Source organism: Bacillus sp. 05T21 (assembly GCF_056396785.1).
Window position 1 is genome coordinate 20,902 of the sequence record NZ_JBFTMD010000019.1, and the last position, 25,277, is coordinate 46,178.

General features: G+C 35.2%; 27 protein-coding genes. 6 read left to right on the forward strand and 21 right to left on the reverse strand.

Going from position 1 to position 25,277, the window contains the following annotated elements; all coding sequences use genetic code 11:
- Positions 1 to 164: 164 nt before the first annotated feature.
- The 5 genes from AC1DKZ_RS24315 to AC1DKZ_RS24335 all read right to left on the reverse strand — a co-directional run bounded on the left by AC1DKZ_RS24315 (position 165) and on the right by AC1DKZ_RS24335 (position 5,842).
- The gene (locus AC1DKZ_RS24315; RefSeq protein WP_476997222.1) at positions 165 to 1,130 is read right to left on the reverse strand and encodes an ABC transporter ATP-binding protein; all 966 of its coding nucleotides are present in this window, start codon (positions 1,128 to 1,130) and stop codon (positions 165 to 167) included.
- A complete protein-coding gene (locus AC1DKZ_RS24320; RefSeq protein ID WP_002091396.1) occupies positions 1,127 to 2,107 on the reverse strand; it encodes an ABC transporter ATP-binding protein in 981 nt (326 codons plus the stop codon). Before AC1DKZ_RS24320 ends, AC1DKZ_RS24315 begins: the two co-directional genes overlap by 4 nt.
- Positions 2,108 to 2,117: 10 nt before the next feature.
- Positions 2,118 to 3,038 carry an oligopeptide ABC transporter permease gene (gene opp4C / locus AC1DKZ_RS24325; protein ID WP_476997223.1) on the reverse strand — a complete coding sequence of 307 codons (921 nt, stop codon included), beginning with the start codon at positions 3,036 to 3,038 and terminating at the stop codon, positions 2,118 to 2,120.
- A 12-nt stretch (positions 3,039 to 3,050) separates the two neighbouring features.
- The gene (locus AC1DKZ_RS24330; RefSeq protein ID WP_061689743.1) at positions 3,051 to 4,007 is read right to left on the reverse strand and encodes an ABC transporter permease; all 957 of its coding nucleotides are present in this window, start codon (positions 4,005 to 4,007) and stop codon (positions 3,051 to 3,053) included.
- Positions 4,008 to 4,114: 107 nt separating this feature from the next.
- The gene (locus AC1DKZ_RS24335; RefSeq protein WP_113938341.1) at positions 4,115 to 5,842 is read right to left on the reverse strand and encodes an ABC transporter substrate-binding protein; all 1,728 of its coding nucleotides are present in this window, start codon (positions 5,840 to 5,842) and stop codon (positions 4,115 to 4,117) included.
- Positions 5,843 to 6,190: 348 nt separating this feature from the next.
- Between AC1DKZ_RS24335 and AC1DKZ_RS24340 the strand changes: the two genes are divergently transcribed.
- A complete protein-coding gene (locus AC1DKZ_RS24340) occupies positions 6,191 to 6,388 on the forward strand; it encodes a hypothetical protein (RefSeq protein WP_000369259.1) in 198 nt (65 codons plus the stop codon).
- A 15-nt stretch (positions 6,389 to 6,403) separates the two neighbouring features.
- Here the strand turns inward: AC1DKZ_RS24340 and AC1DKZ_RS24345 are convergent, their stop codons facing one another.
- The 7 genes from AC1DKZ_RS24345 to AC1DKZ_RS24375 all read right to left on the reverse strand — a co-directional run bounded on the left by AC1DKZ_RS24345 (position 6,404) and on the right by AC1DKZ_RS24375 (position 13,989).
- Complete coding sequence (locus AC1DKZ_RS24345; RefSeq protein ID WP_219300614.1) at positions 6,404 to 7,549, reverse strand: ABC transporter permease; 1,146 nt, start codon at positions 7,547 to 7,549, stop codon at positions 6,404 to 6,406.
- A gap of 11 nt (positions 7,550 to 7,560) precedes the next feature.
- Complete coding sequence (locus tag AC1DKZ_RS24350; protein WP_219300616.1) at positions 7,561 to 8,757, reverse strand: ABC transporter permease; 1,197 nt, start codon at positions 8,755 to 8,757, stop codon at positions 7,561 to 7,563.
- Positions 8,758 to 8,772: 15 nt separating this feature from the next.
- On the reverse strand, positions 8,773 to 9,705 hold the full coding sequence (locus AC1DKZ_RS24355) for an ABC transporter ATP-binding protein (protein WP_426951040.1): 933 nt from the start codon (positions 9,703 to 9,705) through the stop codon (positions 8,773 to 8,775).
- A 138-nt stretch (positions 9,706 to 9,843) separates the two neighbouring features.
- Positions 9,844 to 10,500 carry a response regulator gene (locus AC1DKZ_RS24360; protein ID WP_063218196.1) on the reverse strand — a complete coding sequence of 219 codons (657 nt, stop codon included), beginning with the start codon at positions 10,498 to 10,500 and terminating at the stop codon, positions 9,844 to 9,846.
- Positions 10,497 to 11,690, reverse strand: a complete 1,194-nt coding sequence (locus AC1DKZ_RS24365; protein ID WP_476997224.1) for a sensor histidine kinase — start codon at positions 11,688 to 11,690, stop codon at positions 10,497 to 10,499. The genes AC1DKZ_RS24360 and AC1DKZ_RS24365 overlap by 4 nt, the downstream gene beginning before the upstream one ends.
- Positions 11,691 to 11,843: 153 nt before the next feature.
- The gene (gene abc-f / locus AC1DKZ_RS24370; RefSeq protein WP_113938338.1) at positions 11,844 to 13,730 is read right to left on the reverse strand and encodes a ribosomal protection-like ABC-F family protein; all 1,887 of its coding nucleotides are present in this window, start codon (positions 13,728 to 13,730) and stop codon (positions 11,844 to 11,846) included.
- A gap of 124 nt (positions 13,731 to 13,854) precedes the next feature.
- Positions 13,855 to 13,989, reverse strand: coding sequence for an RAxF-45 family protein (locus AC1DKZ_RS24375; RefSeq protein ID WP_002139888.1), 135 nt, complete (start codon positions 13,987 to 13,989; stop codon positions 13,855 to 13,857).
- Between the two features lie 420 nt (positions 13,990 to 14,409).
- On the opposite strand from AC1DKZ_RS24375, the gene AC1DKZ_RS24380 reads away from it, so the two are divergent.
- On the forward strand, positions 14,410 to 14,538 hold the full coding sequence (locus tag AC1DKZ_RS24380; protein WP_002029408.1) for a hypothetical protein: 129 nt from the start codon (positions 14,410 to 14,412) through the stop codon (positions 14,536 to 14,538).
- Between the two features lie 133 nt (positions 14,539 to 14,671).
- Positions 14,672 to 15,466: a DUF4931 domain-containing protein gene (locus tag AC1DKZ_RS24385; RefSeq protein WP_476997225.1), complete on the forward strand. Its 795-nt coding sequence runs from the start codon at positions 14,672 to 14,674 to the stop codon at positions 15,464 to 15,466.
- Between the two features lie 11 nt (positions 15,467 to 15,477).
- Here the strand turns inward: AC1DKZ_RS24385 and AC1DKZ_RS24390 are convergent, their stop codons facing one another.
- Positions 15,478 to 16,011 (reverse strand): transglycosylase SLT domain-containing protein, encoded by a 534-nt coding sequence (locus AC1DKZ_RS24390; RefSeq protein WP_000713256.1) that lies wholly within the window; start codon positions 16,009 to 16,011, stop codon positions 15,478 to 15,480.
- Between the two features lie 248 nt (positions 16,012 to 16,259).
- On the opposite strand from AC1DKZ_RS24390, the gene AC1DKZ_RS24395 reads away from it, so the two are divergent.
- Complete coding sequence (locus AC1DKZ_RS24395) at positions 16,260 to 17,909, forward strand: DUF2334 domain-containing protein (protein WP_476997226.1); 1,650 nt, start codon at positions 16,260 to 16,262, stop codon at positions 17,907 to 17,909.
- A gap of 31 nt (positions 17,910 to 17,940) precedes the next feature.
- Here the strand turns inward: AC1DKZ_RS24395 and AC1DKZ_RS24400 are convergent, their stop codons facing one another.
- The 5 genes from AC1DKZ_RS24400 to AC1DKZ_RS24420 all read right to left on the reverse strand — a co-directional run bounded on the left by AC1DKZ_RS24400 (position 17,941) and on the right by AC1DKZ_RS24420 (position 22,495).
- Entirely contained in the window at positions 17,941 to 18,711 is a 771-nt protein-coding gene (locus AC1DKZ_RS24400; protein ID WP_404449361.1) for a TatD family hydrolase, read from the reverse strand.
- 745 nt (positions 18,712 to 19,456) lie between these two features.
- Entirely contained in the window at positions 19,457 to 19,813 is a 357-nt protein-coding gene (locus AC1DKZ_RS24405) for a YxeA family protein (RefSeq protein ID WP_002009906.1), read from the reverse strand.
- 260 nt (positions 19,814 to 20,073) lie between these two features.
- Positions 20,074 to 20,910, reverse strand: a complete 837-nt coding sequence (locus tag AC1DKZ_RS24410; protein ID WP_002009911.1) for a YitT family protein — start codon at positions 20,908 to 20,910, stop codon at positions 20,074 to 20,076.
- Positions 20,911 to 21,027: 117 nt separating this feature from the next.
- Positions 21,028 to 21,357 (reverse strand): PH domain-containing protein, encoded by a 330-nt coding sequence (locus AC1DKZ_RS24415; protein WP_404449357.1) that lies wholly within the window; start codon positions 21,355 to 21,357, stop codon positions 21,028 to 21,030.
- A 160-nt stretch (positions 21,358 to 21,517) separates the two neighbouring features.
- Positions 21,518 to 22,495 (reverse strand): LacI family DNA-binding transcriptional regulator, encoded by a 978-nt coding sequence (locus tag AC1DKZ_RS24420; RefSeq protein ID WP_404449355.1) that lies wholly within the window; start codon positions 22,493 to 22,495, stop codon positions 21,518 to 21,520.
- Between the two features lie 305 nt (positions 22,496 to 22,800).
- Between AC1DKZ_RS24420 and AC1DKZ_RS24425 the strand changes: the two genes are divergently transcribed.
- Positions 22,801 to 22,893, forward strand: coding sequence for a DUF3948 family protein (locus AC1DKZ_RS24425; protein WP_012260201.1), 93 nt, complete (start codon positions 22,801 to 22,803; stop codon positions 22,891 to 22,893).
- 70 nt (positions 22,894 to 22,963) lie between these two features.
- On the opposite strand, the gene AC1DKZ_RS24430 is transcribed toward AC1DKZ_RS24425, so the two are convergent.
- A complete protein-coding gene (locus tag AC1DKZ_RS24430; protein WP_002063482.1) occupies positions 22,964 to 23,569 on the reverse strand; it encodes a lysophospholipid acyltransferase family protein in 606 nt (201 codons plus the stop codon).
- Positions 23,570 to 23,905: 336 nt separating this feature from the next.
- On the opposite strand from AC1DKZ_RS24430, the gene AC1DKZ_RS24435 reads away from it, so the two are divergent.
- The gene (locus AC1DKZ_RS24435) at positions 23,906 to 24,001 is read left to right on the forward strand and encodes a DUF3948 family protein (RefSeq protein WP_002124767.1); all 96 of its coding nucleotides are present in this window, start codon (positions 23,906 to 23,908) and stop codon (positions 23,999 to 24,001) included.
- 69 nt (positions 24,002 to 24,070) lie between these two features.
- On the opposite strand, the gene AC1DKZ_RS24440 is transcribed toward AC1DKZ_RS24435, so the two are convergent.
- Positions 24,071 to 24,211, reverse strand: a complete 141-nt coding sequence (locus AC1DKZ_RS24440) for a YrzO family protein (protein WP_002063481.1) — start codon at positions 24,209 to 24,211, stop codon at positions 24,071 to 24,073.
- Positions 24,212 to 24,232: 21 nt separating this feature from the next.
- The gene (locus AC1DKZ_RS24445; RefSeq protein WP_476997227.1) at positions 24,233 to 25,201 is read right to left on the reverse strand and encodes a DMT family transporter; all 969 of its coding nucleotides are present in this window, start codon (positions 25,199 to 25,201) and stop codon (positions 24,233 to 24,235) included.
- Positions 25,202 to 25,277 lie beyond the last annotated feature (76 nt).

The window sequence follows — 25,277 nt, forward strand, 5'->3', positions numbered from 1 at the left end:
GAGGTGGGGTTCCTCTGATTATTAGTTGAACCAATCGGGCTTTTACGGGCAGTTAATCTCCCACCTAACTTCCCCGCATGTGTCGAATTTTCAGGTGGGAGTCTTACTGCCCGTTAATGCGGGGTAAAAAAAGGACTCTTTCAAAAAGTGAAAGAGTCCTTTTTTTACACATGGTGACAAGCAACAAAATGATCTTCGCCCACATTACGGAATTCTGGTACATTCGTTTTACAAATATCTGTAGCAAAGGGGCAGCGCGTATGAAAACGGCAACCTGACGGCGGATTTGCCGGACTTGGAATATCCCCTTCTAAAATAATCCGTTCTCGCTTAACCGTTGGATCAGGTATTGGGACTGCTGATAATAATGCTTTTGTATATGGATGAAGTGGATTCGCAAATAGCTCATCACGTGGTGCTGTTTCCACAATAGTTCCTAAATACATAATTCCAATTTTCGTACATAAGTGCTCCACAACACTTAAATCATGTGAAATGAATAAATAGGACAATCCCTTTTTCTCCTGTAATTCACTAAATAAATTAATGATTTGCGCTTGAATAGATACATCTAATGCCGCAACAGGCTCATCAGCCACAATAAATTCTGGATCTAATACCATTGCCCTTGCAATAACGATACGCTGACGTTGTCCACCGGAAAACTCATGAGGGTACCGGTCAATGTGATACGGCGCTAAACCACATAACTCCAATACTTCTATCACCTTTTCACGGACATTTTCTTTCGTCGCTAGTCCGTGAGCCAACATTGGCTCACCAAGCGCTTCTCCAATTCTCATTCTTGGATTTAATGAGCTAAATGGATCTTGAAAGACGAGCTGCATATTAGGACGATGCTTTCTCAGCTCCTCATTTGATAAAGCATGAACATCTTGACCTTTAAACTTCACTTCACCTTCTGTTTTTTGAACGAGACGGAGAATTGTTTTCCCTATCGTCGTTTTCCCACTTCCAGACTCTCCTACAAGGCCAAACACTTCTCCTTTATCAATTGTAAAGCTTACCCCATCTACCGCTTTCACATGTCCAATCGTTCTACTAAATACGCCGCCCTTAATCGGAAAATACGTTTTTAAGTTCTTCACTTCTAATAATGGTTCACTCATTGCCCAGCACGCTCCTCATATAACCAACAAGCTACTTTATGATCCTCGTCATGCACATTAAGATTTGGCGCTTCATTTTTGCATATTTCCATGCAATGTTCACAGCGGCCACTAAAGTAGCAAAACTCATCTAAGCCAACTAAATTTGGAACTTGCCCTGGAATAGAATAAAGTTTATCTGTTCGTTTCCCCATTACTGGTTTTGATTTTAGCAGCCCTTGCGTATATGGATGTTTCGGATTTTGAAATATCTCTAGTACCGGTGCCTCTTCAATAACTTTCCCGCCATACATAACGACAACATAATCGGCCATTTCTGCTACAACACCTAGATCATGTGTAATTAATAAAATCGATGTTTTAAATTCCTCTTTTACTTGCCTTAGTAAATCTAATATTTGCGCTTGAATCGTAACGTCCAGAGCTGTTGTCGGTTCATCTGCAATTAATAACTTTGGATTACAACTAAGTGCAATAGCAATCATAATACGTTGTAACATGCCACCGCTTAATTCGTGCGGATAAGAATGGACAATTTCATCAGCACGAGCAATACCAACTTTACGAATTAATTCAATTGCTTTTTTGTATGCTTCGTTTTTGCTAAGTAGCTCATGCTCTCTTAACGTCTCAACAATTTGCTCTCCAACAGTAAAGACCGGATTAAGCGATGTCATCGGTTCCTGGAAAATCATCGCGATATCATTTCCTCTTAAACTACGAAGTTCTTTCTCTTTCATTCCTAAAAGACTTTTTCCTTCATAAAGAATATCACCACCAACGATGCCGCCAGATTCAGCAATAAGTCCCATAATAGATAAAGCCGTTACACTTTTCCCGCAACCTGATTCGCCTACTACACAAACTGTTTCACCTTCTCGAACTGAAAAGCTAACATGATTGACAGCCTTTACTGTACCTTCTTCCGTCTGAAAGTGTGTTTGTAAATCCTTTAGCTCTACTACTGCTCTACTCATGCTTTCTCACCTACCGCTTCATCTTTGGATCTAATGCATCACGAAGTGCATCGCCAAGTATATTAATTGATACAACTGTTATGAAGATTGCAAAACCAGGCGGGATCCATAACCACGGACGCTTTTGGAAATCGATTAATGAGTTTGCTGCGCTAATCATATTTCCCCACGATGGTGTAGGCGGGACAACACCAAGACCTAGGTAGCTTAGTGCAGACTCACTTAAAATAGATCCTGCCACACCTAACGTCGCTACAACAATTAATATTGGAAAAACGTTTGGAATTAAATGATGGAGAATTTTACGAGAATCTTTTAATCCCAAGACGTCCGCTGCCTGCATAAATGCTTGCTCCCGCAGCGTTAAAATTTGACCTCGTACGAGGCGTGCAAGTCCTGGCCATCCTACTAAACTTAAAATAATCATTACGACATATAACCGATATTCTGATGGTAGTTTCCATTCTGATAAAATTGCCCCCATTATAATAAGCAGCGGTAATCCTGGAATGGACATTAACACATCTGCAATACGCATAATTAGATGGTCTACAATGCCACGATAAAAACCAGCAATGGCTCCTAACAGAGCACCGAGTATAACAGATAGTAACATCGATGCTAAACCGATTGTTAATGAAATACGTCCTGCTTGCATAAGCCTAGTTAAAATGTCCCGTCCTAATTGGTCTGTTCCGAGCCAATGTGAAAGGTTAGGTGGTTTATTGATTTGCGTTACTTGTACTGTCCCCGAAGCATATGGTGAAAAGATTGGACCAATGAAACTAAATAAAAACATAAATACTAAAATGTATAAACCAAACAATGCCAACTTATTTTGCTTTATTTTTTTATAGGCTTGACGCCATGGTGATGATTCGTTTCTTTTTTTCGGTTCTTTCTTTTTCTTTATTGTTGTAATAGTCTCCATATCTTCCCCCCCTTACTTCAGTCGAATTCGTGGATCAACAAGCCCATATACAATATCTGCAAAAAAGTTCGCCATAATTGTTAAACAAGAAAGAAACATCGTAAATGCCATTAATACTGTATAATCACGAAAGTTCAATGCTTCTAATTGAATACTTCCAATCCCTGGCCAGTTAAAGATTTGTTCAATAATAATTGCGCCAGAAAATAAGCCTGGTAATTCAAACGCAAGTAAAGTAATCGCTGGTAAAATTGCATTTTTCAATGCATGCTTATAAATAACTTTTCTTTCTTTCAACCCTTTTGCACGTGCAGTACGAATATAGTCTTGTCTTACAACATCCAACATACCTGTTCTAAAATATCGTGTTAATGACCCTACACCGAGAAGCGTTAAAATAAATACAGGCAGAATCATATGACGTAATACTTCCAATATGTATGTGATACCTGTCGAATTACTTCCAATATCAATCATGCCGCCAATTGGTAATAAATTTAAATCAACTGCCAATAATTTAATTAAGAACAATCCTATAAAAAATGATGGGAATGACATTGCAGCAAAAACACCAATTGTTACAAGTCTATCAAACCATGAATGCTGTTTTGTTGCTGAAACAACACCAATTATAAGAGCAATAATCCAAGTGAAAAATAAAGCTGCAACTGCAACAATAAATGTATTCCAAATGAACTTATTAAGTAATGATGTTACTGGTTCTTGATATTGTAATGAGAAGCCAAAATCACCGTGCAGTGCGTTACCTAGCCAGTGAAAGTATCTTTCAATAATCGGCTTATTTAAACCATACAGTTCCCTTAATTCTTGAGCTCTCTCTGGTGTTAACTTTGGATTCGAATCAATATAATCACCTGGCAAGAGTGCAAATAAGAAAAAGATAATAATGGACGTACCAAACAATGTAGGAATCATTTGTAGAAACCTACGAATGATGTATGTTTTCACCTTTTGTCTCCCCAATCCTATTTACTTAAAAATAGAAGAACATTTTTTCAAAGCAGCGTTTATTCCTTGCTGTATGAAAAAATGTCTTCTATTATTTCAGTTAATCTTTATTTTTCAACTGATAGCACTGGTAAGTTAGAACTAATACCATCATATTTTTCTGGATTGATGCCTTGTATACGTGCATTGTGAGCGTAAAGTAGTTTACGATAGTTTAGTAAAATAACCGGTGGATCATCGCTTAACTCTTTATACAGTTCTTTATAAACTGCTTTACGTTTTTCAATATCTGTCGTCTCTATGCCTTTTACAATTAATTCATCAACTTTCGGATTACTATAACCTGTATCACTTTTTGGGTTAGTTGATAAGTAGTCACTTACCACTTCACTTGGATCACTAATTCCTGGTGTTGAAACCGCTGCTAAATCATAGTCACCTTTTCCCACTTTTGAAAGCATCGTATTAAAGTCCATTAGCTCTGGATTTATTTCAACACCGATTGCTTTGTAGCTTTCTTTTGCAATTGGAATAAAGATATCATTTGTTTTTCCTGTATTTGATGCGTAGTATGTTAATTTTAATTTTTGACCATCTTTTTCACGAACCCCGTCAGAACCTACTTTCCAACCAGCTTCATCCAATAATTTTTTAGCCTTTTCTACGTCGTATGGATATTTATTAATTCCTTCTTCCGTATATGCCCACGAAACTGGAGCAATTGGTACGTTAGCAACAGAACCATATCCTTGTAAAGCTGTATCAACATACTTCTTACGATCTAACCCATAAGTAAGTGCTTGGCGGACTTTCTTATCTTTCAAATATGGCTTCTTATTATTCACATAAATATAAGCGATATCACTAGAAGACTCGAGATTAATATTCGCAAAACCTAATCCTTTTAATTGTTCTATATTTTCAGGATTTGCTCTAAATCCACTATAATCCAGTTCACCTGTTTGGAATAATTGGAATCCAGTATCGCCTGATGTTATTTTGTAAATAAAGTTTTTGATTTTCGGTTTTCCTGCATAATAATGTTCATTGGCAACAAAGCGAACTTCTTGACCTGGAACATATTTCTCAAATTTATATGGTCCCGCAGCAATTGGTTGCCCATACAACGCTTTTAAATAGTCTAAACTTGTATTTTGTTTATATTCTTTTCCATAATAAGCTTTTGATAACACTGACCCACCTAAAGCAGTTAGTGCCTGAGAATTAACTTTTTCAGTTATAATTTTAATTGTTTGTGGATTAACAACTTGAACTCCTTCAATAGAAGTTGCTTTTCCTTCTTTATATTCTTTCCCACCTTTAATGGCATACTGAGCAATATCCACCCCACCTTCATATGCTTTATCATGGAGTAGTGTTAATGTGAATGCTACGTCATCCGCTGTTAAAGGTGAACCATCACTAAACTTTAAATCTTTACGTAAATGGAATGTATATGTTAACTGATCAGCAGAAATATCCCATTTTTCTGCAAGGTCTGGAGTAGGTTTACCTTGTTTGTCTGTTGTTACTAGTGATGCAAAAATAACAGACGTTACGTTTCCATCCCAACCATTCTCTTGGAAATATGGTAAGAAAACGCCTCCTGGCTTAGAAATAGCCGTGATAAAAGTATCCTTGCGCTGATTTGCTTTTTCTGGGCTTTTCTTCTTATCTGTAGCTGGAATTGTTTCAATCTTAGAGTCTTTTAAATCCTGTTTTTGCACTGGTTCTGTAGAAGCCGTATCCTCCTGTCCCCCACAAGCAGATAACACAAGCGAACTACTCAGTAATACCGAAAATACACCAGCCCATTTTTTTGTCTTTTTCTTCATTGTCCCCACCCTAACTTTTTTTTAATAATTACACCTTATGAACTGCTTGCCTAATGTATGCCTCCCACAGCAACATTTCATAGCTAATCGGAAAAGTCGGTTTTAAACGTAAAAAAAGATGTTTTTGAGGGGTAACGATCTTATTCCGACCTTTCCGGTAGACTTTATGGTTATTAGCTTATATCTTTCAGTATATTTTGTCAATTATTTCTATATAAATATTTTGAGAATTCTTTCGAAATTATTGATCAATCTTTAATTTAAATAAACTTAGCAAAAAATTCATTCTATTACCTAATAGTCCCGCATAGAATATTAACAAGTAACTACCAAGAAGGGGGCGAAAATATGGACAACCTATTCCAATATGTCCTGCACTATGTATTATTAACAATCATGATAGTCGGGGCGTTATTACTATTCCCTTTCTTCCCAAAGTTCGTCCTCTTTTTAGCTTTTTTTATTATGCTCGGGATCGCTATTATAATTTCAACAAGGGAAGATACCACACAAAAAGAAAGCAGAGTTCAGCGCGTAAAGCTGTAACTCTGCTTTCTTTTTTCAGTCATAACGTATTCTTGTTAAACCAATTACGAAAAATACTCCTGCAAATAAAATGAGTATACCAATATATACTCCTATATCTGCTAATGTACCTCCCCTTACAATTAACTCAGTAAAGCCACGCATCGCCCACGTTTGCGGAACAAAATTTGCCGCCGCTTGCATCCATGAAGGCTCAATTTCAATTGGCCAATAAAGACCACTAATCATACACGTTGAAATTACAACGATATTCCCTAGTGCGGACTGCTGTTCTGTTGTTTTCACGATACTTGCCAATAATAAAGCTAGACCAATAACCGCTAATAGCAATACTGAAACGAGTGTAATAACCCCTAATAAATTTCCCCACTGCACATCAAATAATGAATGCGTTAATATCATTAAAACACCAAATTGAATCCACCCTATTAAAAAGAAGGAAAGGATATATCCTGCTAGTATTTGAACTTTTGAAACTGGTGCCCCTAATAAACGAGACCAAACACCAAGTTGTCTAGCTTTCAAAATGGTTCCCGTCGCACTTAACATGACAATCATGACGAATAGAATTGAAAAACCTGCCGCTCGCCCTGTAACGTTATTTAACTTTTGATCATCGTGTAAAATCAATTCTTTTTGAATCGAAACAGGATCTATTTTTGTATAAATTGTTTCATACATCGTTTCCCACGAAGTGTTACTTTTCTTCTCAAAATCTCTTGCTGCACTAACTTCTATCTCCATCTTTTTTAATGCACTTGCTAATACTTGCTCTACAGAAGTTCCACCCGTAAAATCAGCACTGGCTTGAAATTGGATATTTTCTACTTTTCCATCTAGCATACTCTTTTGAAAATCTTTCGGAATGATGATTATACCAGATGATTTCTTATCTTCGATCCTCTGTGTCCCTTCCCTATACGTTACCTTTTCTATAGAAATTAAATCACTTTTCTTTATTTCCTCATAATACTTGCCAGATAATACAGAACCATCTTTATCTACTAAACTAACATTTACTTTCTCATTCCCACTTCCGCCTAAAAGTCCACCGAAAATGAGTGTAAAAATAATAGGCATTCCAAACATGAGTATATAACTTTGTGGCTTAATTAAAATTTGTTTTAATTCTAGCCAACAAAGCGCCCAAACTTTCTTCATCATTTCCCCTCCTATCTCGTACGTAAACGTAACGTTCCAATCATAACGGAGATAATTCCTGCACTACATAAACTTAAAATGACAGGGAATAGCACATCCCAAGATGTTCCCGACATAATATTTAAGAAGCTCGTAAGTGCCCATTTATTCGGAGCAATATTCGCAACTGTTTGAAGTGTATCGGGAAATACGTAAATCGGTAACATTGATCCTCCTAATATAGCTAGTATTTGAATACCGATTCCCCCCATTAAATCTGCCGTTTTTTCCTCACGAATAAAAGCGGCGATTAACATAGATAAACCAGAAACACAAATTGCATAAGAAATTCCCAACACTACTATTTGAGACACATCTGCGCCCCATTCCACATGAAACATAAAGTGTGTAGCAACTATAAATATTCCAAATTGTATACAGGCAAATAGTAATGTACCTAAAAACTTCCCGAATAAAATTGAAAATGAGCTCGTCGGTGTACTGAACAAACGCGCCAACGTTTCAGTTCGTTGCTCTGTTACAACTGACTTTGCACCTACTGTTATGTTATATAGTAAAAACATGACTAACATTGCTGCTGCATAATATTGCATCGCTGCAACTGTTTTTTTGCCTACCGTTCCTTTTTGGATGTTACCCACACTTGCAGTTGCTATCGTCTGTAGACTTCCACTTACCTCTTTTGCAACTTGTGCTACATCACTCTGCTGAGATTTTGCTAATTCTGTTACAACACTTTTAGTAGATACTGCGACTGTTTGAACACGTTCTGAAAAAGAGCGGATCATTGACTCAGCAATTTTTGCTTGTATATCTTTTGATGGGTCTATAAGCACCTTTGGTTCTTTTAATTTTCCATCTTGTACTTGTTCGCTCCATTTATTTGGGATGACAATTCCTACATCGATTTTCTTTCCCTTTAACATATCTTCAAGCTCTTCCTGAGAATTAACTACCTTTACTTTCACATCATCTTTTATTTCTTTAGATTGCAATACATCTTTTTGAAAGACATCTGCAAACTCATCCGTTCCCTCTTGATAATAGCCAATTACTGTTTTCGGTAGTCCACCACTCTCAAATACATTACTTAATGCTGAACCTAAAATGGCCGTTAATACAAGTGGCATAATTAACATCATCATAAATCCGCGCCGATCAATTAAACGGATTTTTAAATCTTTCCATGCAATAATGAAACTTCTCATCTCGTACTAACCCCCTTAATCACGAAGTGAACGTCCTGTTAATTGTAAAAAAAGTGCCTCTAAATTCGGTTCTTTTACTTCCAGTTTTAAAATTTGAGCTTTGTTTTCAACAATTTCTGAAACAACTATGCCAATTGCCTCGCCACCATTTAGTCCAATATCAATCGTGCTACTATCTTCGTCAAAAATAATCCGCTCAACAACAGGTAGTGCCTTCAACTTTTGTAGCAGTTCCGTACTGTAGCGATTTAATTGCAATTTCACCATAAACCCATCTGTTAGACGATTACATAGCTCTCTTTTCGTTCCTAGTGCAATTACCTTTCCATGATCAACGATGGCAATTCGCTCACATAAATACTCAACTTCTTCCATGTAATGACTCGTATAAATGACCGTCATACCTTTTTCATTTAACTTTTTAACAGTCTCTAAAATATGATTTCTCGATTGCGGATCAATCCCGACTGTCGGTTCATCCATAATTAATAACTCTGGTTCGTGCATAAGTGCTGCACCAATATTAATACGCCTTTTCATTCCACCTGAAAATGTTTCAATTTTATCTTTTCCCCGATCCTGTAAACCGACGTAAGCTAACACTTCCTCTGCCCGCTCTTTTGCAACTTTTCCATTTAAACCGTACATCTTTCCCCAGAAGATTAAATTTTCCTTTGCTGAAAGTGTCGGATACAGCGCAATGTCTTGCGGGACAATACCGATTTTCTTTTTCGCTTCTAATGGATACTCTTTTACAGATTTCCCACCAACTTTTATATCACCACTATCGTATGGAATTAACCCGCAAATCATTGATATCGTCGTTGATTTCCCCGCTCCGTTTGGTCCAAGCAACCCAAATGTTTCACCTTTTTTCACTTCAAAAGAAACATTCTTTACGATTTCCTTCTTGCCAAATGATTTCGTAATATGATCTATGACTAACATATTGATTCAGCCCCTTTGTATTCATCTACACTTTCATTGTAGAAAAATTTCTTTTCTTCTCCATCAGCCTTAAGATAGAAATACAAAATAAAAAAGCAGCAAATTCCGCTGCTTTTTCACACTTATATATGCCAAAAGTCATGTGTACATCGTGACGCCATACCTTACTGCGTATATCGCAGCTTGTGTTCGATCTCTCAGTTCTAGCTTACTAATCAAATTAGAAACATGATTCTTAACAGTTCCCTCGGTAATAAATAGCTTTTCGGCAATCTCTTTATTATTTAACCCCAGTCCAATTGCTCTTAAAACATCTACTTCTCGCTCAGTTAATTGTTTTAGTTGTTCTGGTGGGTTACACTCTACTGCCACTTTCGTCTTTTTTAATTCCTCTATAATTTGCGCTGTTATATCCTGAGGAAGCACAACCCCGCCACTATGCACAGTTAAAATTGCTTGCGCGATTGCATCTGTCTCCATATCCTTCAATAAATAACCACTCGCTCCTTGCTCCAATGCTTCAAAAATAAGCTCACTATCATTGAATGTCGTCAACATAAGAACCTTTATATGAGGGAACTGTTCTCTAACTAAACGTGTTCCTTCAACACCATTCATACGAGGCATCCGAATATCCATCAAAATAATTTCAGGATGTAGCTCTTTCACTTTTTGTATCACTTCGTCTCCATCCGTAGCCGTTCCCACTACTTCAAGTTCTGGACGTAAATTTAATAACATCGCTAAACCATCGCGAATGAGTGATTGATCATCAACAATCATAATGCGAATCATACCGTTCCCCCTATTACCCATGTTTTCTCCTGAAGCGGAAATTCAATCTGTAACTGGAAGCCTTTTTCTATCTCACTCTCAAATTGAATAGTTCCACCATGTTCCTCTACACGTTCTTTCATATTAAGTAAACCAAAGCCTGGACCTACCTCGTTGACTCCCACACCATTATCCGAAATACAGAGTTTAACTTGTTTCATTGAACAAGTTAAACTCACTTCACATAAACTCGCTTTCCCGTGACGTTTTGCATTTGTTAAAGACTCTTGCATAATACGAAGTAATGTAGGATGTAGCGACAATGGAATTGTAACAGGATCTCCTTGCAATCGAAAAGATGCTTGTACTTTCGTCATTTTAGAATATTCATTCAACATTCCACGCATATTTTCTACTATGTTTCCTAGTTTGCTTTCCTCTTTTAAAGCATGAACAGAAGCTCTTACTTCTTGAAGTGACTTTCTAGCCAGTTCATAACATGTATGTAAAACCGTTTCTGTCGTATCTGAGTTTTGCTTCCATAGCGCTTCCGCTAGTTGCAACTGCACAAGCAAAGCTGTCATATTATGACCCACGGTATCATGAATTTCTCGGGCAATATCATTTCGCTCCCGAACCGCCGTCAATTCCTCTACCTCTTTGGCATATAGCCTTAATTGTTCATGTGCTTCTTTTAAAGCTGTATGAGATAATGCTAATTCCTCATATTGCTCATCTACCATTTTCCGCGCAGCTGTAAGTTTTTTTATTAAGTTTCCAGCTAAAGCACTGAAAATGATAAACATAAAGTTAATTGCATTACTCTCCAATTCCAGACTCTCTGTATGTTGATACGTATGTAGTATATTTATAAACCAACAAAGAAAGAAAAAAGCGATAAAAAAATAAGTCATCCTTTTACGCCAATCATGAATAAATAATCCTACCGCATCAATTCCAAATATAATTAAATATAAACATGTCTCGGGAAATAAAAAACCTAATAACGCTGTGACAATACCATTTGTGAGCAAGGTATAAAAAACAAGTTTCCTACTCCCTTTTGCTTTTACAAGCAAGATATGATTCACAATATAAATAAAAAGTGCAATACCGACAAAAATTTGTAAATTTTCTGTTTCACGTGAAACATGATTTGCGTAAACTAAGCAAATCATGACGATTGTAGCAATCCGCGCATATCCTAACATAAAATTCTCCCCACGTTTTAGTGACCTAAAGTTCATTCTCTTATCACATTAACAAGAAAATTATACCGATTTTTCTACTTTCATTATACTAGAAAGAGCAAGCCCTCCCCAAAAATATGAGAAAACAACTTGCTCTTTTTCATTCTATTTTCTTTACTCCACAATATTCTCTAACTCATTATATAACTCCGCTCGCAAAAACTCGTTTTTCGTTTTTTCTTCATACAATTGTTCAAGCATTTCAACATCAACTACATGTTCCATTTTACATTCAAGTGCATATATATCTTCTTCTATATGCATTAACTCGTTTTCAACTTCCTCTAAATTCCTAGACTCCTTCTTTTTTATAGGCATTACTTTTAACACTTTATTCCCTTGCTGTTGCTGCTTCTGTTTTGCTACTTGTTTCTCAATTCTTTCTTCCCACTTTTGACGAGCCCATGCATAGTTCCCTGCAAACTCAAATAATTTGTGCTCATCAATCCAATATGTTTTTTCAAATAACTTATTTAAGAAATAACGATCATGTGAAACAGCTAAAATAGTCCCATTATATTGTTCAAGGGCCTCCTCTAAAACTTCCCTTGATTCAATATCAAGATGATTCGTCGGTTCATCTAAAATAAGAAAATTAACATCTTGATACATAAGTTGCGCGAGTCTTAACCTCATTTTTTCTCCGCCGCTAAGTTGCGTTACTTTCTTAAAAACAGCTGGACCATAAAATAAAAATCGCGCTAATATATGTCTTGCTTCTCCCTCTGTTACAGCCACGCAATCTCTGAAAGCTTCCAATACATTGTTCTTCATATTCCCGTGCGCATGTTGCGATAAATAACCGATTTTCACACTACTACCAATTCGAATTTCTCCAGCATCTTGCTGCATTTCTTTTAGTAATAGTTTTAATAGCGTAGTTTTTCCTGTACCATTACGTCCAACGATAGCTGCGCGCTCCTGAAAACGAAGATGCAAATTTACTTTCTCAAATAAAGATCGTTCAGCAAATCCTTTACTCACTTCTTTCATTACAACAACATCTTTCCCGCTTCTCTCTTGCCCTTCAAACTGAAGTCCCATCTGTTTTCTATCCAAAATGGGTCTCTTTAGTTTCTCTATACGCTCTAATGCACGTTCCATATTTCTCGCTCTCTTATGCAATCCTTCATTCGGCGGATTCGCTTGATTTGCCCATTCACGTAGACGCTTAATTGCTTCTTTCATTTTCTTTATTTTCTTTTGCTGTTCTTGATACGCTTGAAATTCTTGAAGTAGCCTTTCTTCCTTTTCCTCAACAAACTGTGAATAGTTCGTATGATATACGTGAATTTCTCCATCTTCTAAATCAAAAATTTTCGTTACAACTTCATCAAGGAAATAGCGATCGTGCGAAATGACCATAACTGTTCCTGTATATTCTTTTAGAAATTGCTCTAACCACTCGACTGCAAATAAGTCCAAATGATTTGTTGGTTCATCTAACAAAAGTAGATCTGGTTTCTGCAATAGCATATACGCAAGGCTTACTTTTGTTTGTTCTCCACCACTTATCTCCATAAATGACCTTCGAAATAGTTCCGTCACCTGTAGACCATTTGCTACCTTCATAATATTCGCTTCTATTTCATAACCACCGAGAAACGCGTACCTTTCTTGAATTACTCCGTATCTCTCCATCAATTTTTGTAAAGCAGATGATTCCTGTTCTTCTGCCATATTTTTTTCTAAAGCATGCATTTCTATCTCCAACTCTTTTTCCTTTTTAAAAGCGGAGCTTAATACATCATATACATTCATTTCATTATTGAATTTTGGAATTTGTGCTACATGACCGATGCATGTACCTTTCTTCATATGAATGGCTCCTGCATCCAAACTCTCCATTCCTGTTAGAAGCTGAAAGATAGTTGTCTTCCCACTACCGTTACGACCAACTAATCCAATACGTTCTCCATTCTTTATTTCAAGCGATATATTTTCAAATATGATGTTTCCACCAAAAGATTTCTTTACATTATTTACACTACAAATTGTCATTTTCCGTACTCCTTTCAATATAAAAAACCATGAGAAAGAAACATTCCCCATGGTTTTTGTCATAGAAAAAGGAAGCCAAATAGCTCCCTTTTCACACGTTTATCAAAAATGGGTGAAGAGACTTCTATCGTTCAATAGCTACTATGCAATTGTTAAAAAAGGGCATACGTATCCCGTTAACAACTACATCATGAAAAATCGCACGACAAATATAGATATAATCTAAAAATTTTGCGCGCGTAGCTAAAGAACATTTCATCTCATTCACTCCTTTCGTACGGAATTTAATACTTACTTCTTTATTATACTTCCCCGATTTATGTTTGAATAGTCATTTTTCTGAAAATAATGAAGATAGACTAAACATTTCAATAAGTGACATCAAATCTTACAAAACTGTTATGTTCACGTAATGGAAAGCGATAGTACGAAAAGATGCCTCCCTATACAATAAAGATATAAACAAGAGAGACAAAAACAAGGAGGAAACAATCATGATGAAAGAACTCGTAAAAGCAATCTTTGAGGTATTAGTGAACGGACAAGCAGTTGTAAAAGAACTAAACGAACTATAAAAAGGAGTGAAGGAATATGATGAACATGGTAAAAATGATCTTACATGCTTTAGTTGATGCGAAAGCAGTTAGCCAAGAATTAAACCAACAATAAAAAGGGGTATATGAATATGAAGAAAGCCATTATTGTAATCGCAAGTACAGCAATTGCCTTATACACAATAAAAAATAGAAAAAAGAAACAAAATGAAAATGCTCTATATTATCCATACACACTATTAAAGAAAAAATAAAAGACAAGGTACCCTATTGCAATGAGGATATCTTGTCTTTTATTTTTCCCTATTCCCTTTAAAGGATTTCCTTCTCTTTTTCCCGAATATATTAAGCGGGATTTTTACATATATTTTAAAGGGGCATATACAAATGGATACACAACAACTATATTTTTTAAACGATATCGGTAAACAAAAACCAGAAAGCATTCGGAACAGAAGCGCTGCATGTCCTTTTTGTGACAGAGAAAATTTAACGGATATTTTAGCAACTGAGGGCTCTATTATTTGGTTAAAAAATAAATTCCCTACATTAAAGGATACCTTTCAAACCGTGCTAATCGAAACAGATAATTGCGAAGACCATATCGCAACATATACAGAAGAACATATGAGAAAACTAATTCGCTTCTCTATTCTCCATTGGTTAAACTTACAGGAAAATGAAGAATTCACTTCTGTGATTTTATACAAAAATCATGGTCCATTTTCAGGCGGAAGTTTGCATCATGCACATATGCAAATTATCGGAATGAAACATGTAGACTATCTTGAAAATATTGAGGAAGCAAATTTCCAAGGGGTAATTGTTCAAAAAAATGAACGCATTGAACTCAACATTTCAGGGCGTCCTATTATCGGCTTTACTGAATTTAATATCATCATTGAAGATATTGCATTTATAGATGAAATGGCCAATTATATTCAGCAAACTGTACGTTACATACTGACAGATTTCCATAAAGGATGTAGTAGTTATAACTTATTCTTCTATCACTTAAACAGGAAAATCATTTGTAAAGTTGTTCCTAGGTTTGTCGTTTCACCGTTGTATGTAGGATATAAAATACCGCAAGTTTCTACAAAACTAGAAGATGTGAAAATACAACTAGCGCAGTATTTCACGAAAGAAAAGGATGAAATTATTCATAAAAAAACAGAGTAGGTATAGAAAACCTACTCTTTGATTACACCTTTATTTCGATAGTATACATCCTCTAATCCGATGTTATACTTCATATTGTTATCCGTCCACTCTGGTCCTAAATTCCCTGGCCATCCAGATGTATTCGCTATATATTTCAGTAATGCAAAATCAGTCAAACCCTTTTGCACCCCGCGCTTATAACCTTTCATTAAATGCGGCATTGCAATTTGCGCATTTGTACGTGGATCTTTCAGCTCTTCATCAGTTAAATGATCTGGCGCAAGCCCACCACCGCGGTGTAATTGAAACAATCCGAATGAAGTTCCGTTATCTCCAACACTTCTTGGATTTAACCTACTTTCATGTTCGGCAATTGTAAGAGGTATCCATTCCGGAAGGTTTACTTTCTTTGCTTCCTCTATAATGATTTGTTTCATCTGTTTTGCTTCTTCTGAATCAACATAGCTTGTCTCATTCATTAGCTTACCCATTCCTTCAGACTTTCCTTGGAAATATAAATACACTCCAAGAACAACTAAAAATCCTACAAAGAATTTCTTCACTACCTCTACCTCTTTCTCCGCTGAAATTTGTCCCCTTTCAGCCTTTCTTTTACAATTACCAACACTCTATCATTCTCTTACCTTTCAATCATAGCAAATTACTATACATATTATCATCATGCTTTAGACCGATTTTGCGAAAAAACATATGGTAAATACGTGCAAAAATGTAACTTACATGGACTATAACTTATTTCTTGTATATAATTGTAAATTGAATTCTATATATAGAATAGGAGCATAAATAAATGAAAAGAACTCTACTAATCTTTTTCAGCATTTTACTACTCATTCCTATACATACCTCTGCACAAACATCATCAAAATCAAAAGTACTCGTTTTGTATAGTACAGAAGACAACAAAATTACAAACAATGTACAAATCCTTAATACTCAGTTAGGGCACTTTACAAAAGATATAACAGTAAAAAGCTTAAAGGAAGTAAAGGAAAGTACTGAATCATCTTCTTATACACATATTGTTTATATCGGAGAGAAAAAAGAAGATTTTTCTATTGCAGCAAAACAATTTCTAGAAAACTTCTCAGGTCCCATATTAGTTTTAGGACAAAATGTTGAACAATTATCTAATCGCTTTTCTTTCATTACCTCGAAAGAAACCGATATACGAATTCACACTATAGAATATCCGACTAACCAGTTAAAAAATGAATTACATGAAGAACGCTTAATGAAGAAAATTGAAACAAAAGGAACAACTCTTGCTTACGCCTTGAGTGCTGATGGAACTCATCCGTTAATCATTCAGCAAGGAACATCCTATTATGTTGCAACTCCAAACCTTTTCGATTGGATGTCTCATTACGTCGGTGAAATGTTATTTTCTTATTTCGGACAAAAACCTGAAACAAATAAAACTTCAGCTTATTTACGCCTTGAAGACGTTCATCCAGCTGTAGATGTAAAGCAATTAAAAGAAATCGCTGAATTACTAAAAGAGAAAAAGCTCCCTTATATGATTACGGTTATCCCTGTTTACAAAGATCCAGACACAGGAAAAACAGTACATTTAAAGGATAACTCTGAATTAATCGATGTTTTACACTTTATGCGAGATAATGGTGGCTCTATCGTTATGCATGGTTACACACATCAGTTTTATGATAGTGAAACTGGCGAAGGTTTTGAATTTTGGGATGTAAAAACAGATCAACCAATTCGCCAACCGAACCATGAAAAATCAAAGACAAAAGAAGATTTTCATTCTACAGAAGACTATAATAAATACGTAGAAAACGGAAAATCCTTCGAAGAAAAATATATTAAAGATCATATTGAAAAAGGGATTACAGAGCTTGTAGAAGCTAAATTATATCCAGTTGCCTTTGAAGCTCCGCACTATACAATGTCTCAAAAAGGATATGAAATACTATCACAATATTTTTCAACTTATGTAGGACAAATACAACTAAACGATACAACTTGGAAATCAATGCACTCACCGGCTTATATAAGTACACCGTCATTTTTACATGGGATGAAATTAATTCCTGAAACTGTTGGCTTTATTGAAGAAGGTAAGCCACAAGCTATAGCAAAAATGAAAGAACGTGCTTTATCTATCACTAAACTATCTGATGGAATTATCGGTGCATTTTATCATCCTTACTTGGGCGTTGAACCATTAAAAGAAGTATTAAAAGAACTAGAAAGTATTCCAAACATAGAGTGGATTGATTTACAAAAAGAAACGAATGAAGTAAAAATGAAAGATATTCATATTACTACTAATAAAGACGGCATTCACGTTAAAAAACCAACAAGTGCGAATGACATAATTGATTATATAAAACAATATGGGTTCTTCCTTATAATTGGGTTCATTATAATTGTCTTTCTTTTATTATTAAGACGTGCGAAAAAATTAGAGTCATAAAAAAACACCAAGCGAGATGCTTGGTGTTTTTTTATGACTCACTAACTTTATAAAATCGCACCGTATTCGCATATATTTGCTCAGTAACTTTCTCTACTGATATTTTTTTTATTATACTAATTTCTTGTAATACATCTTTTATCATATAAGGATGTGTCATCGTATCCTTCTGAAATTCCCACGGCCCATCTGTTTCTACCATCATATATTCAAGCGGATAATACGAAACTATTTTTCTAATTTTCTCCTTATGTAAAACATCCGGTGTGATAGAAATATAATAACCGTTCCTCATCATCCGTTTCATTGCCTCTTCACTTCCTTTAAACCAATGAAAGTGTGCACGCGAAACTTTATATTCTTCAAGTAAACCACATACAGTGTCAGTATCTTCATAAACCGCATGCAATATAATTGGTAAATCGTATTTACTAGCTAGTTCCACAAACTTTTTTAACACCGCTATGTATGGATCAATAGCAATATTTTCATCTTCTTTCCTTAAATAATATGGGAGTCCCACTTCACCAATCGCAACGATTTCCTCTACATGATCTTCAATTAATTTATAAATTTGCTCACATTCCTCTTTATGAATCGGCTGCTCCGGATGAAAACCTATTGCTGGATGTACAAAAGGATATCGCTTTGCTAAAGATAAAGTTTCTAGACATGATTGATAATTCATAGATACTGCAATAAGCCCTTGTATCTCTTTACTGTTTTCCACATCTATAAATAATCTACTTTTCTCTTCATTCTCATATTGATCAACATGTATATGGCTATCAATCAATTTCATCTTTATGCCCCCATAAAAAAAACAAGAAAGGGTCTTCCTTCTTGTTTTATCATCTATATTAGTTAACAATTAAATTTGTTATTATATCAAATAATCCAATACATACTACGGCAACAGTAAAGTAGCTACAGAAATCTTTAATTGGAAACTTCACTACTTCTTCTTTACGCATCCCAGTTTTCTCCCTTCTTAATATATCCCTAATTATTTTTTATCTATTTGTATCTATTATGCAAAAAATATGACAAATTTACTATCGAATTAACTTACGTAAACCTTACAATGTTGTAAGGTTTGAAAAAGAGCCTCATCTAAATAGAGATGAGGGCTATTAAAAATTAGTTGGTTTTTCATTCTTCATTAACATTGCGAATCAGAAAGTAATAAAATGAGACTTTCTAGTTACACTATATTAAATTTACTATCTTTTAACTATCGAATTGCATTACAGGAGTCTTACATATTTGTAAGCTATGTGTAATGTAATTCGATAGTTCCCCTTACCTATACTTTGTACAATAAGGTTAGAAAGTAAGCCAAATAAGAAGAATACTCACATAACCAAATTACATTGCTAGTAGCCTACTCTTCTTATACCTTTCACTCATGCTACTACAATGTACCCCTTCCCCTTTATATAATAAGAAAAGCCTTAGTCCATATGGACTAAGGCTTTTTCATGAACCTAAAATACCCTTACCTAGTATTTTTATTTTCGACAAAAAATAGGTGGGGGTATAATTCGCTATCTCATCGTTAAAAGTTTACTCTTCGCATTAATAGGAATATTTCCAGCTTCAATTTCTTCAATTGCCTCGCCGTAGCGTCCTTTTGCGTACACCTTTAATGCTTCATCCCTCTTTAACATATGCTTAACAGTCTTCTTTATTTTTTGTTCTCTTCCACGTTCATCAAATGCAATAAATTCATATTCATACCATTCATCACCGACATGCTGACCAATCGCATCCACAATTGTATAGTATTCTTTCGTCGTATAAAGCGGATTATATTTATCAATAACTGGTCCAAGTTTCGTAGGTAGTAATACTACTACTATCACTACCATAGCTATTACAGTAGTAATTATTTTTTTCTTCATAATACTGATCTTCCTCCTCTGCAGGATACTTATACATCCATTCTAAAGAGCAGGAATTTAATCTACCATTCAATCCCATTACATTACCCTTACATTTTTGTAAGAATAAAGTGAAACTTTAATCAGCCCTCACCAATCGGGCGTTTACGGGCAGTTGATCTCCCACCTAACTTCTTTGCTCCAGCTGAATTTTGAGGTGGGAATTCTACTGCCCGTTAATGCGGGATAAAAAAAGATGAACGAATTTTCTCGTTCACCTTTTAGCTTGCTTTAAAGCCACCACCAAGTACATCACGCACATCGTGAATGACAACGAAGGCATCTTCATCAACTCTACTAATAACTTGCTTTAACTTAACAAGCTCTTGTTTATTAATAACGATATATAAAACTTCTTTATTTTTACCAGTATATCCGCCGCGTCCTTCTAATACAGTGACACCGCGCGTCATGTTTTTCGTAATAGTCTCTCGAATTAAGTCTGGTTGATTCGAAATAATCGTAACAGCTGTTTTTGTATCCATACCTTCCACGATGAAATCAATTACTTTCGCTCCGACAAATACAGCTACAAGTGTATACATTGCCTTTTCTTGTCCTATTATAAATACAGAGCCAGCAATTACAACGATATCAATAATAAGTACGCCTTTACCAACGCTCCAACCTAAATATTGATTTGCTAGTCGAGCTAAAATTGCCGATCCTCCTGATGTACCTCCAGCTTTGAACATACAGCCTAATCCGATACCTACAAATACACCAGCAAATAAAGCTGCTAGTAACGTATCACTATTTACTTGATATTCGATATGTTCTGTAACATATAAAAACAAAGATGTTTCCACAATACCTATAATTGTGTAAACCATCGTTTTCTTATCAAAAAATTTATAACCTACAGCTAATAAAATTGCATTCAAACCAAAATTCACAATTCCCGGTGACCAATCAAATAAATAGTACGTAACAACTGTTAAACCAATAATTCCACCCTCTGATAAACGGTTTGGAATTGCAAAGTAATTAATACCAATTGCGAATAATAATGAACCAATTGTAATTAGTGTTATTTCCTTTATACGTTGATTAACCATAGTTCATACCTCCCCCCATTTGACATTGTATCACTATCTCCTAGAGGTTTAGAAGTTGTTTTTATTCCGCATTTTCCCTCACAAAGACCAAGATATTATGTTTAAACAAAGGGGTGATTAATTATTCATATTCGCTCTAACTGTACGGACAAAGCGCTCCACACTCCCACTCTGAATATACTTAGCTCTAATGGTTTCACGATTACAAGTACATTCGAAATATGGACGGAAATCTATGTCATCTATATGCAAATACGAATACTCTTCAAATATCGCAGGATAGCACGGAAATTTCCCGTAAAATAGAAGACGTCTAGTAGTGGCAACAAAAATCCCATGTTGATAACATAAAGTAAAGTCATCCTTTTCAAATATCCCTACGACAAACGCTAAAATCTTTTCGTCATCCTCTACATATTTTTTCATACTTAATAAAAGTTCATTCATGCATATCCCTCCAAATTCTATTCATTGTTTTAACACTTGAAAAGAATCCATGGATTATTACAGACCGGTGTAACTCTTTTATAAAGTATGAAACGCGTTTCCTGTCAAAGACATTTCAAAAAATAATCCGTTATGTGATTATACACATAACGGATTATGACTAAACTGTAGAACGTTCCACAAGTTTATATGGAATTTCCATCTTTTCTTGTTTAGAACCCTCATCACTTACTTGCCTATAAAACATTTCAAAAGCCGTCTTACCTATTCCCTTTAAATTTTGGTCAATGGTTGTCAGTTGTAAAACTTGAGAAATCGGTTGATTATCAAAACCAATAATCGCTAAATCCTCAGGAACTTCAATACCTAATTTTTCAACTTCTGTCATGATCCCAATAGCAACTTCATCTCCTGCCACTATTAATGCTTCAGGAGGATTCTCCATCTCCTTGAATTGATGTGCAACTCTTACACCATCTTCTAATGTAAAGCATTCTGTGAAAATCCAATCTTCCATCACTTCTTCATCTATTAATTGTAGCTGTTGTTTATAAGCATCAAAACGTTTCTTACTACTTGGCCCTAACTTTCTTCCCGTACAATATCCAATCTTCTTATAACCTTTTTCAATAAGGTAACTCATCCCTAATTGAAAGGCATTAAAATGATCTGTATATACACTAGATATGCTTTCAATATCATTATCCTCACAAGCAATAACCGCCCCATACGCTGCATAAGGCTCTATAGTTTCCCACTCATTAGCACGAGAACAAATGATAAGACCGTCTAGTTGCTTTGTTTTCAACATATGTAAACTTTTCATTTCTTCTTTTTTATTGTAGTTCGTTTGACAAAGAAGCACCCTGTAATTATGAGCTAACGCAACTTCCATCATTCCACCCACCATCGCATCAAAAGATGGATGATTAATATAAGGTAAAATCACGCCAACAATATTCGTCTTCCCTTTTGATAAATGCACAGCATTTGCATTTTGCGAGTAATTCAATTTCTCAACTATTTCTAAAACAACTTTCCTTTTTTCTTCACTTACATATGGATGATCATTTAATACCCTCGAAACAGTCGTAACTGAAACCCCAGCCATCTTTGCAATATCTTTAATATTAGCCATACACTCACCTCTACTTTTAACTTAATGAATCACATGAACATATGTCAAATCTTCTCATCATGACACTTTCATTCGTTTTTCTTACAAAAGTGTAATTTTCCTGTAAGCTAATTCGATAGTGACTCTCCGCAACATTTCATATAATTAAGTCAGAAACAGGGCAACAACCATTTGAAAAGGAGCGGATCTATATGATGAACAAAATGAAAACGAACAATTTCTTAAATACAATGAGCTTGGTATTTTCCGCTCTTATCGATGCAAAAGCTGTTGCTTCTACATTAAACAAGTAAGGAGAATGCATTATGAACAACATCACTTTTAATAAATTAGATTTTTTAGGACTAGCTAGCGGCACGGTTCTTCTTACTGCTTTCATTTACGCTGCTACACTATAACTTTGTGTCCCCTTTCCCCTTTATATAAATAATAATAGAAAAGACGACCGTCTATACCCGGTCGTCTTTTTTAGCTTTGATTCGGCTGCAAAACTTCCTTTAGTTCTTCAAACTTTGCATTTAATTCATCTGTCATCATCTTCATAGCCGTTTTTCGATCTATTTGTTCTTCAGCATCAATTTGAATTGGGTCTCCAAAAACTAATCGCGCTTTTTTTCCTTTTATCAATTCTTTTATACTTGATGGACCAACATAAGCTGCCGGTATTAACGGAACGTTAGAACGCATTGCAATCGTAACAGCCCCAGCTTTTAGTGAAACGTCTTCTGATGACCTCGTCCCACTCGGGAAAATCCCTACTACTTTTCCTTCTTTTAATAAACGTGATGGAATTTTTAATGTGCTTGGCCCTGGATTCGCACGGTCTACAGGGAATGCATTTACATTTTTAAAAAACCAATTTTTAAATTTCCCTTCAAACAATTCTTTTTTTGCCATGTAATGAATTTGGGTTGGGTACATTCCTGCCGCTAACATTAAAACATCCATAAAACTTGTATGTGTACACGCAACAACGTAAGGGCCATCTTCCGGTAATTTCTCTCTCCCTTGTACTTCTACCTTCCCAGCCATTTTAAATATATATTTCAACGAAAATGTAATTGGTTTATACATTTGTTTCGTTCCTTTCTGAATATCCGAAGTATAATCATTTTCTTACAACGATTATAACACTAAGTTTTAGGAGTTGGTAATAAAAATAAGTATTTATTGTTAAATTTCAATTCTTACAAAAGTGTAATTTTCTTGTAAGCTAATTCGATAGTGACTCCCTCCACTATCTTATACAATTAAGTTAGAAAGTAACAACAACCATTTGAAAAGGAGCGGATCTATATGATGAACAAAATGAAAACGAACAATTTCTTAAATACAATGGGCATGGTATTTTCCGCTCTTATCGATGCAAAAGCTGTTGCTTCTACATTAAACAAGTAAGGAGAATTTATAATGAATAACATGACTTTTAACAAATTAGATTTTTTAGGACTGGCTAGCGGCTCGATTCTTCTTACTGCTTTCATTTACGCTGCTACGCTTATATAACTTTGTGTCCCCTTTCCCCTTTATATAAATAATAATAGAAAAGACGACCGTCTATGCCCGGTCGTCTTTTTAATTTTTTCTTTCCTTCAAGTCTTTTAAAAGCTGTATCAGTTCAGCTTGTTGTTTTATATTTTTACGACCGTTTCGATTAATTGCTGCAAGCTCGCAGGCAACTCCAGCAGCAAAGAAAAACAATAAACTTTCTAACATATAAAATCCTCCAGTTGCCTATTAAACAGCTTGACGCAATTGCTTTTCTTGCAAAATTTGTTTATTTATATTTTCTTCTTTTCTCTGACAAACATTATTACGAATAAGCGCTGCAATAACAAATAATGTTCCTAATACATCAAATGTCGTTATTTTATATCCTTGTATCATCATAATAACTAAAGTAGTAATTGGCACAAAGTTAATAAATAAAATACCATTAATTGATGTTAAGATTTTCACACCGTAGTTCCATGCAAGTAGCGCTACAATACCTGGTAATGTCATCATAAATAATAAATCATATTTCACAATAGAAATCGTTTCCATACTTGGGACTGAAACGTATCCAAGCGCCGTAATGATTACCGTTATAATTCCTGTGACAGCCGTACCAAATACACAGGTCAACGTAGAATAACGTAACGTAGACCAATCACTACACGTTTGACCACCCATCGTATAAATAACCCATCCTACAACACCAACAAATATAAATACTAGTGAAAACATATTATCTTTCAATGTTAAAAAGAAACTCATATCACCTTTCGTAATAACAAATACAGCTCCTACAAACCCAATAATCATGCTCGTTATCATATATTTCTTCGGCTTTATATTTTTATATCCCCATAAAATACAAATTGAAATCATTGGCATAAGCGCCTCCATAATAGAAGCTACCATTACACCTGATTTTCCCATTAACATTTGTCCTAGAAAAATTAATACATTATATACGGTAAAAGCCATTGTTCCAAAAAAGACGAGTAACTTCCCTCTTCCTTCTAAGCGAAATGCCTTCTTTCCTTCTTTCATTAGCAATAATACAATCAATACAATTGCTACCGCCCCATAACGAATAAACGAAAAATAAAATGGATCTATGTATTCTAGAGCATGATCAGCAACCGGAAACATCGCTCCCCATGACATACTTGCAATTAAACATGCCAAAGCACCTATTATCATTTGACCTTTTCTCACCACAATCCCCCGCTTCTTTCTATTTGCACAAAGAGAATTGTAAAAGAAAAAATATATCACGTAAAATGATTCAAAA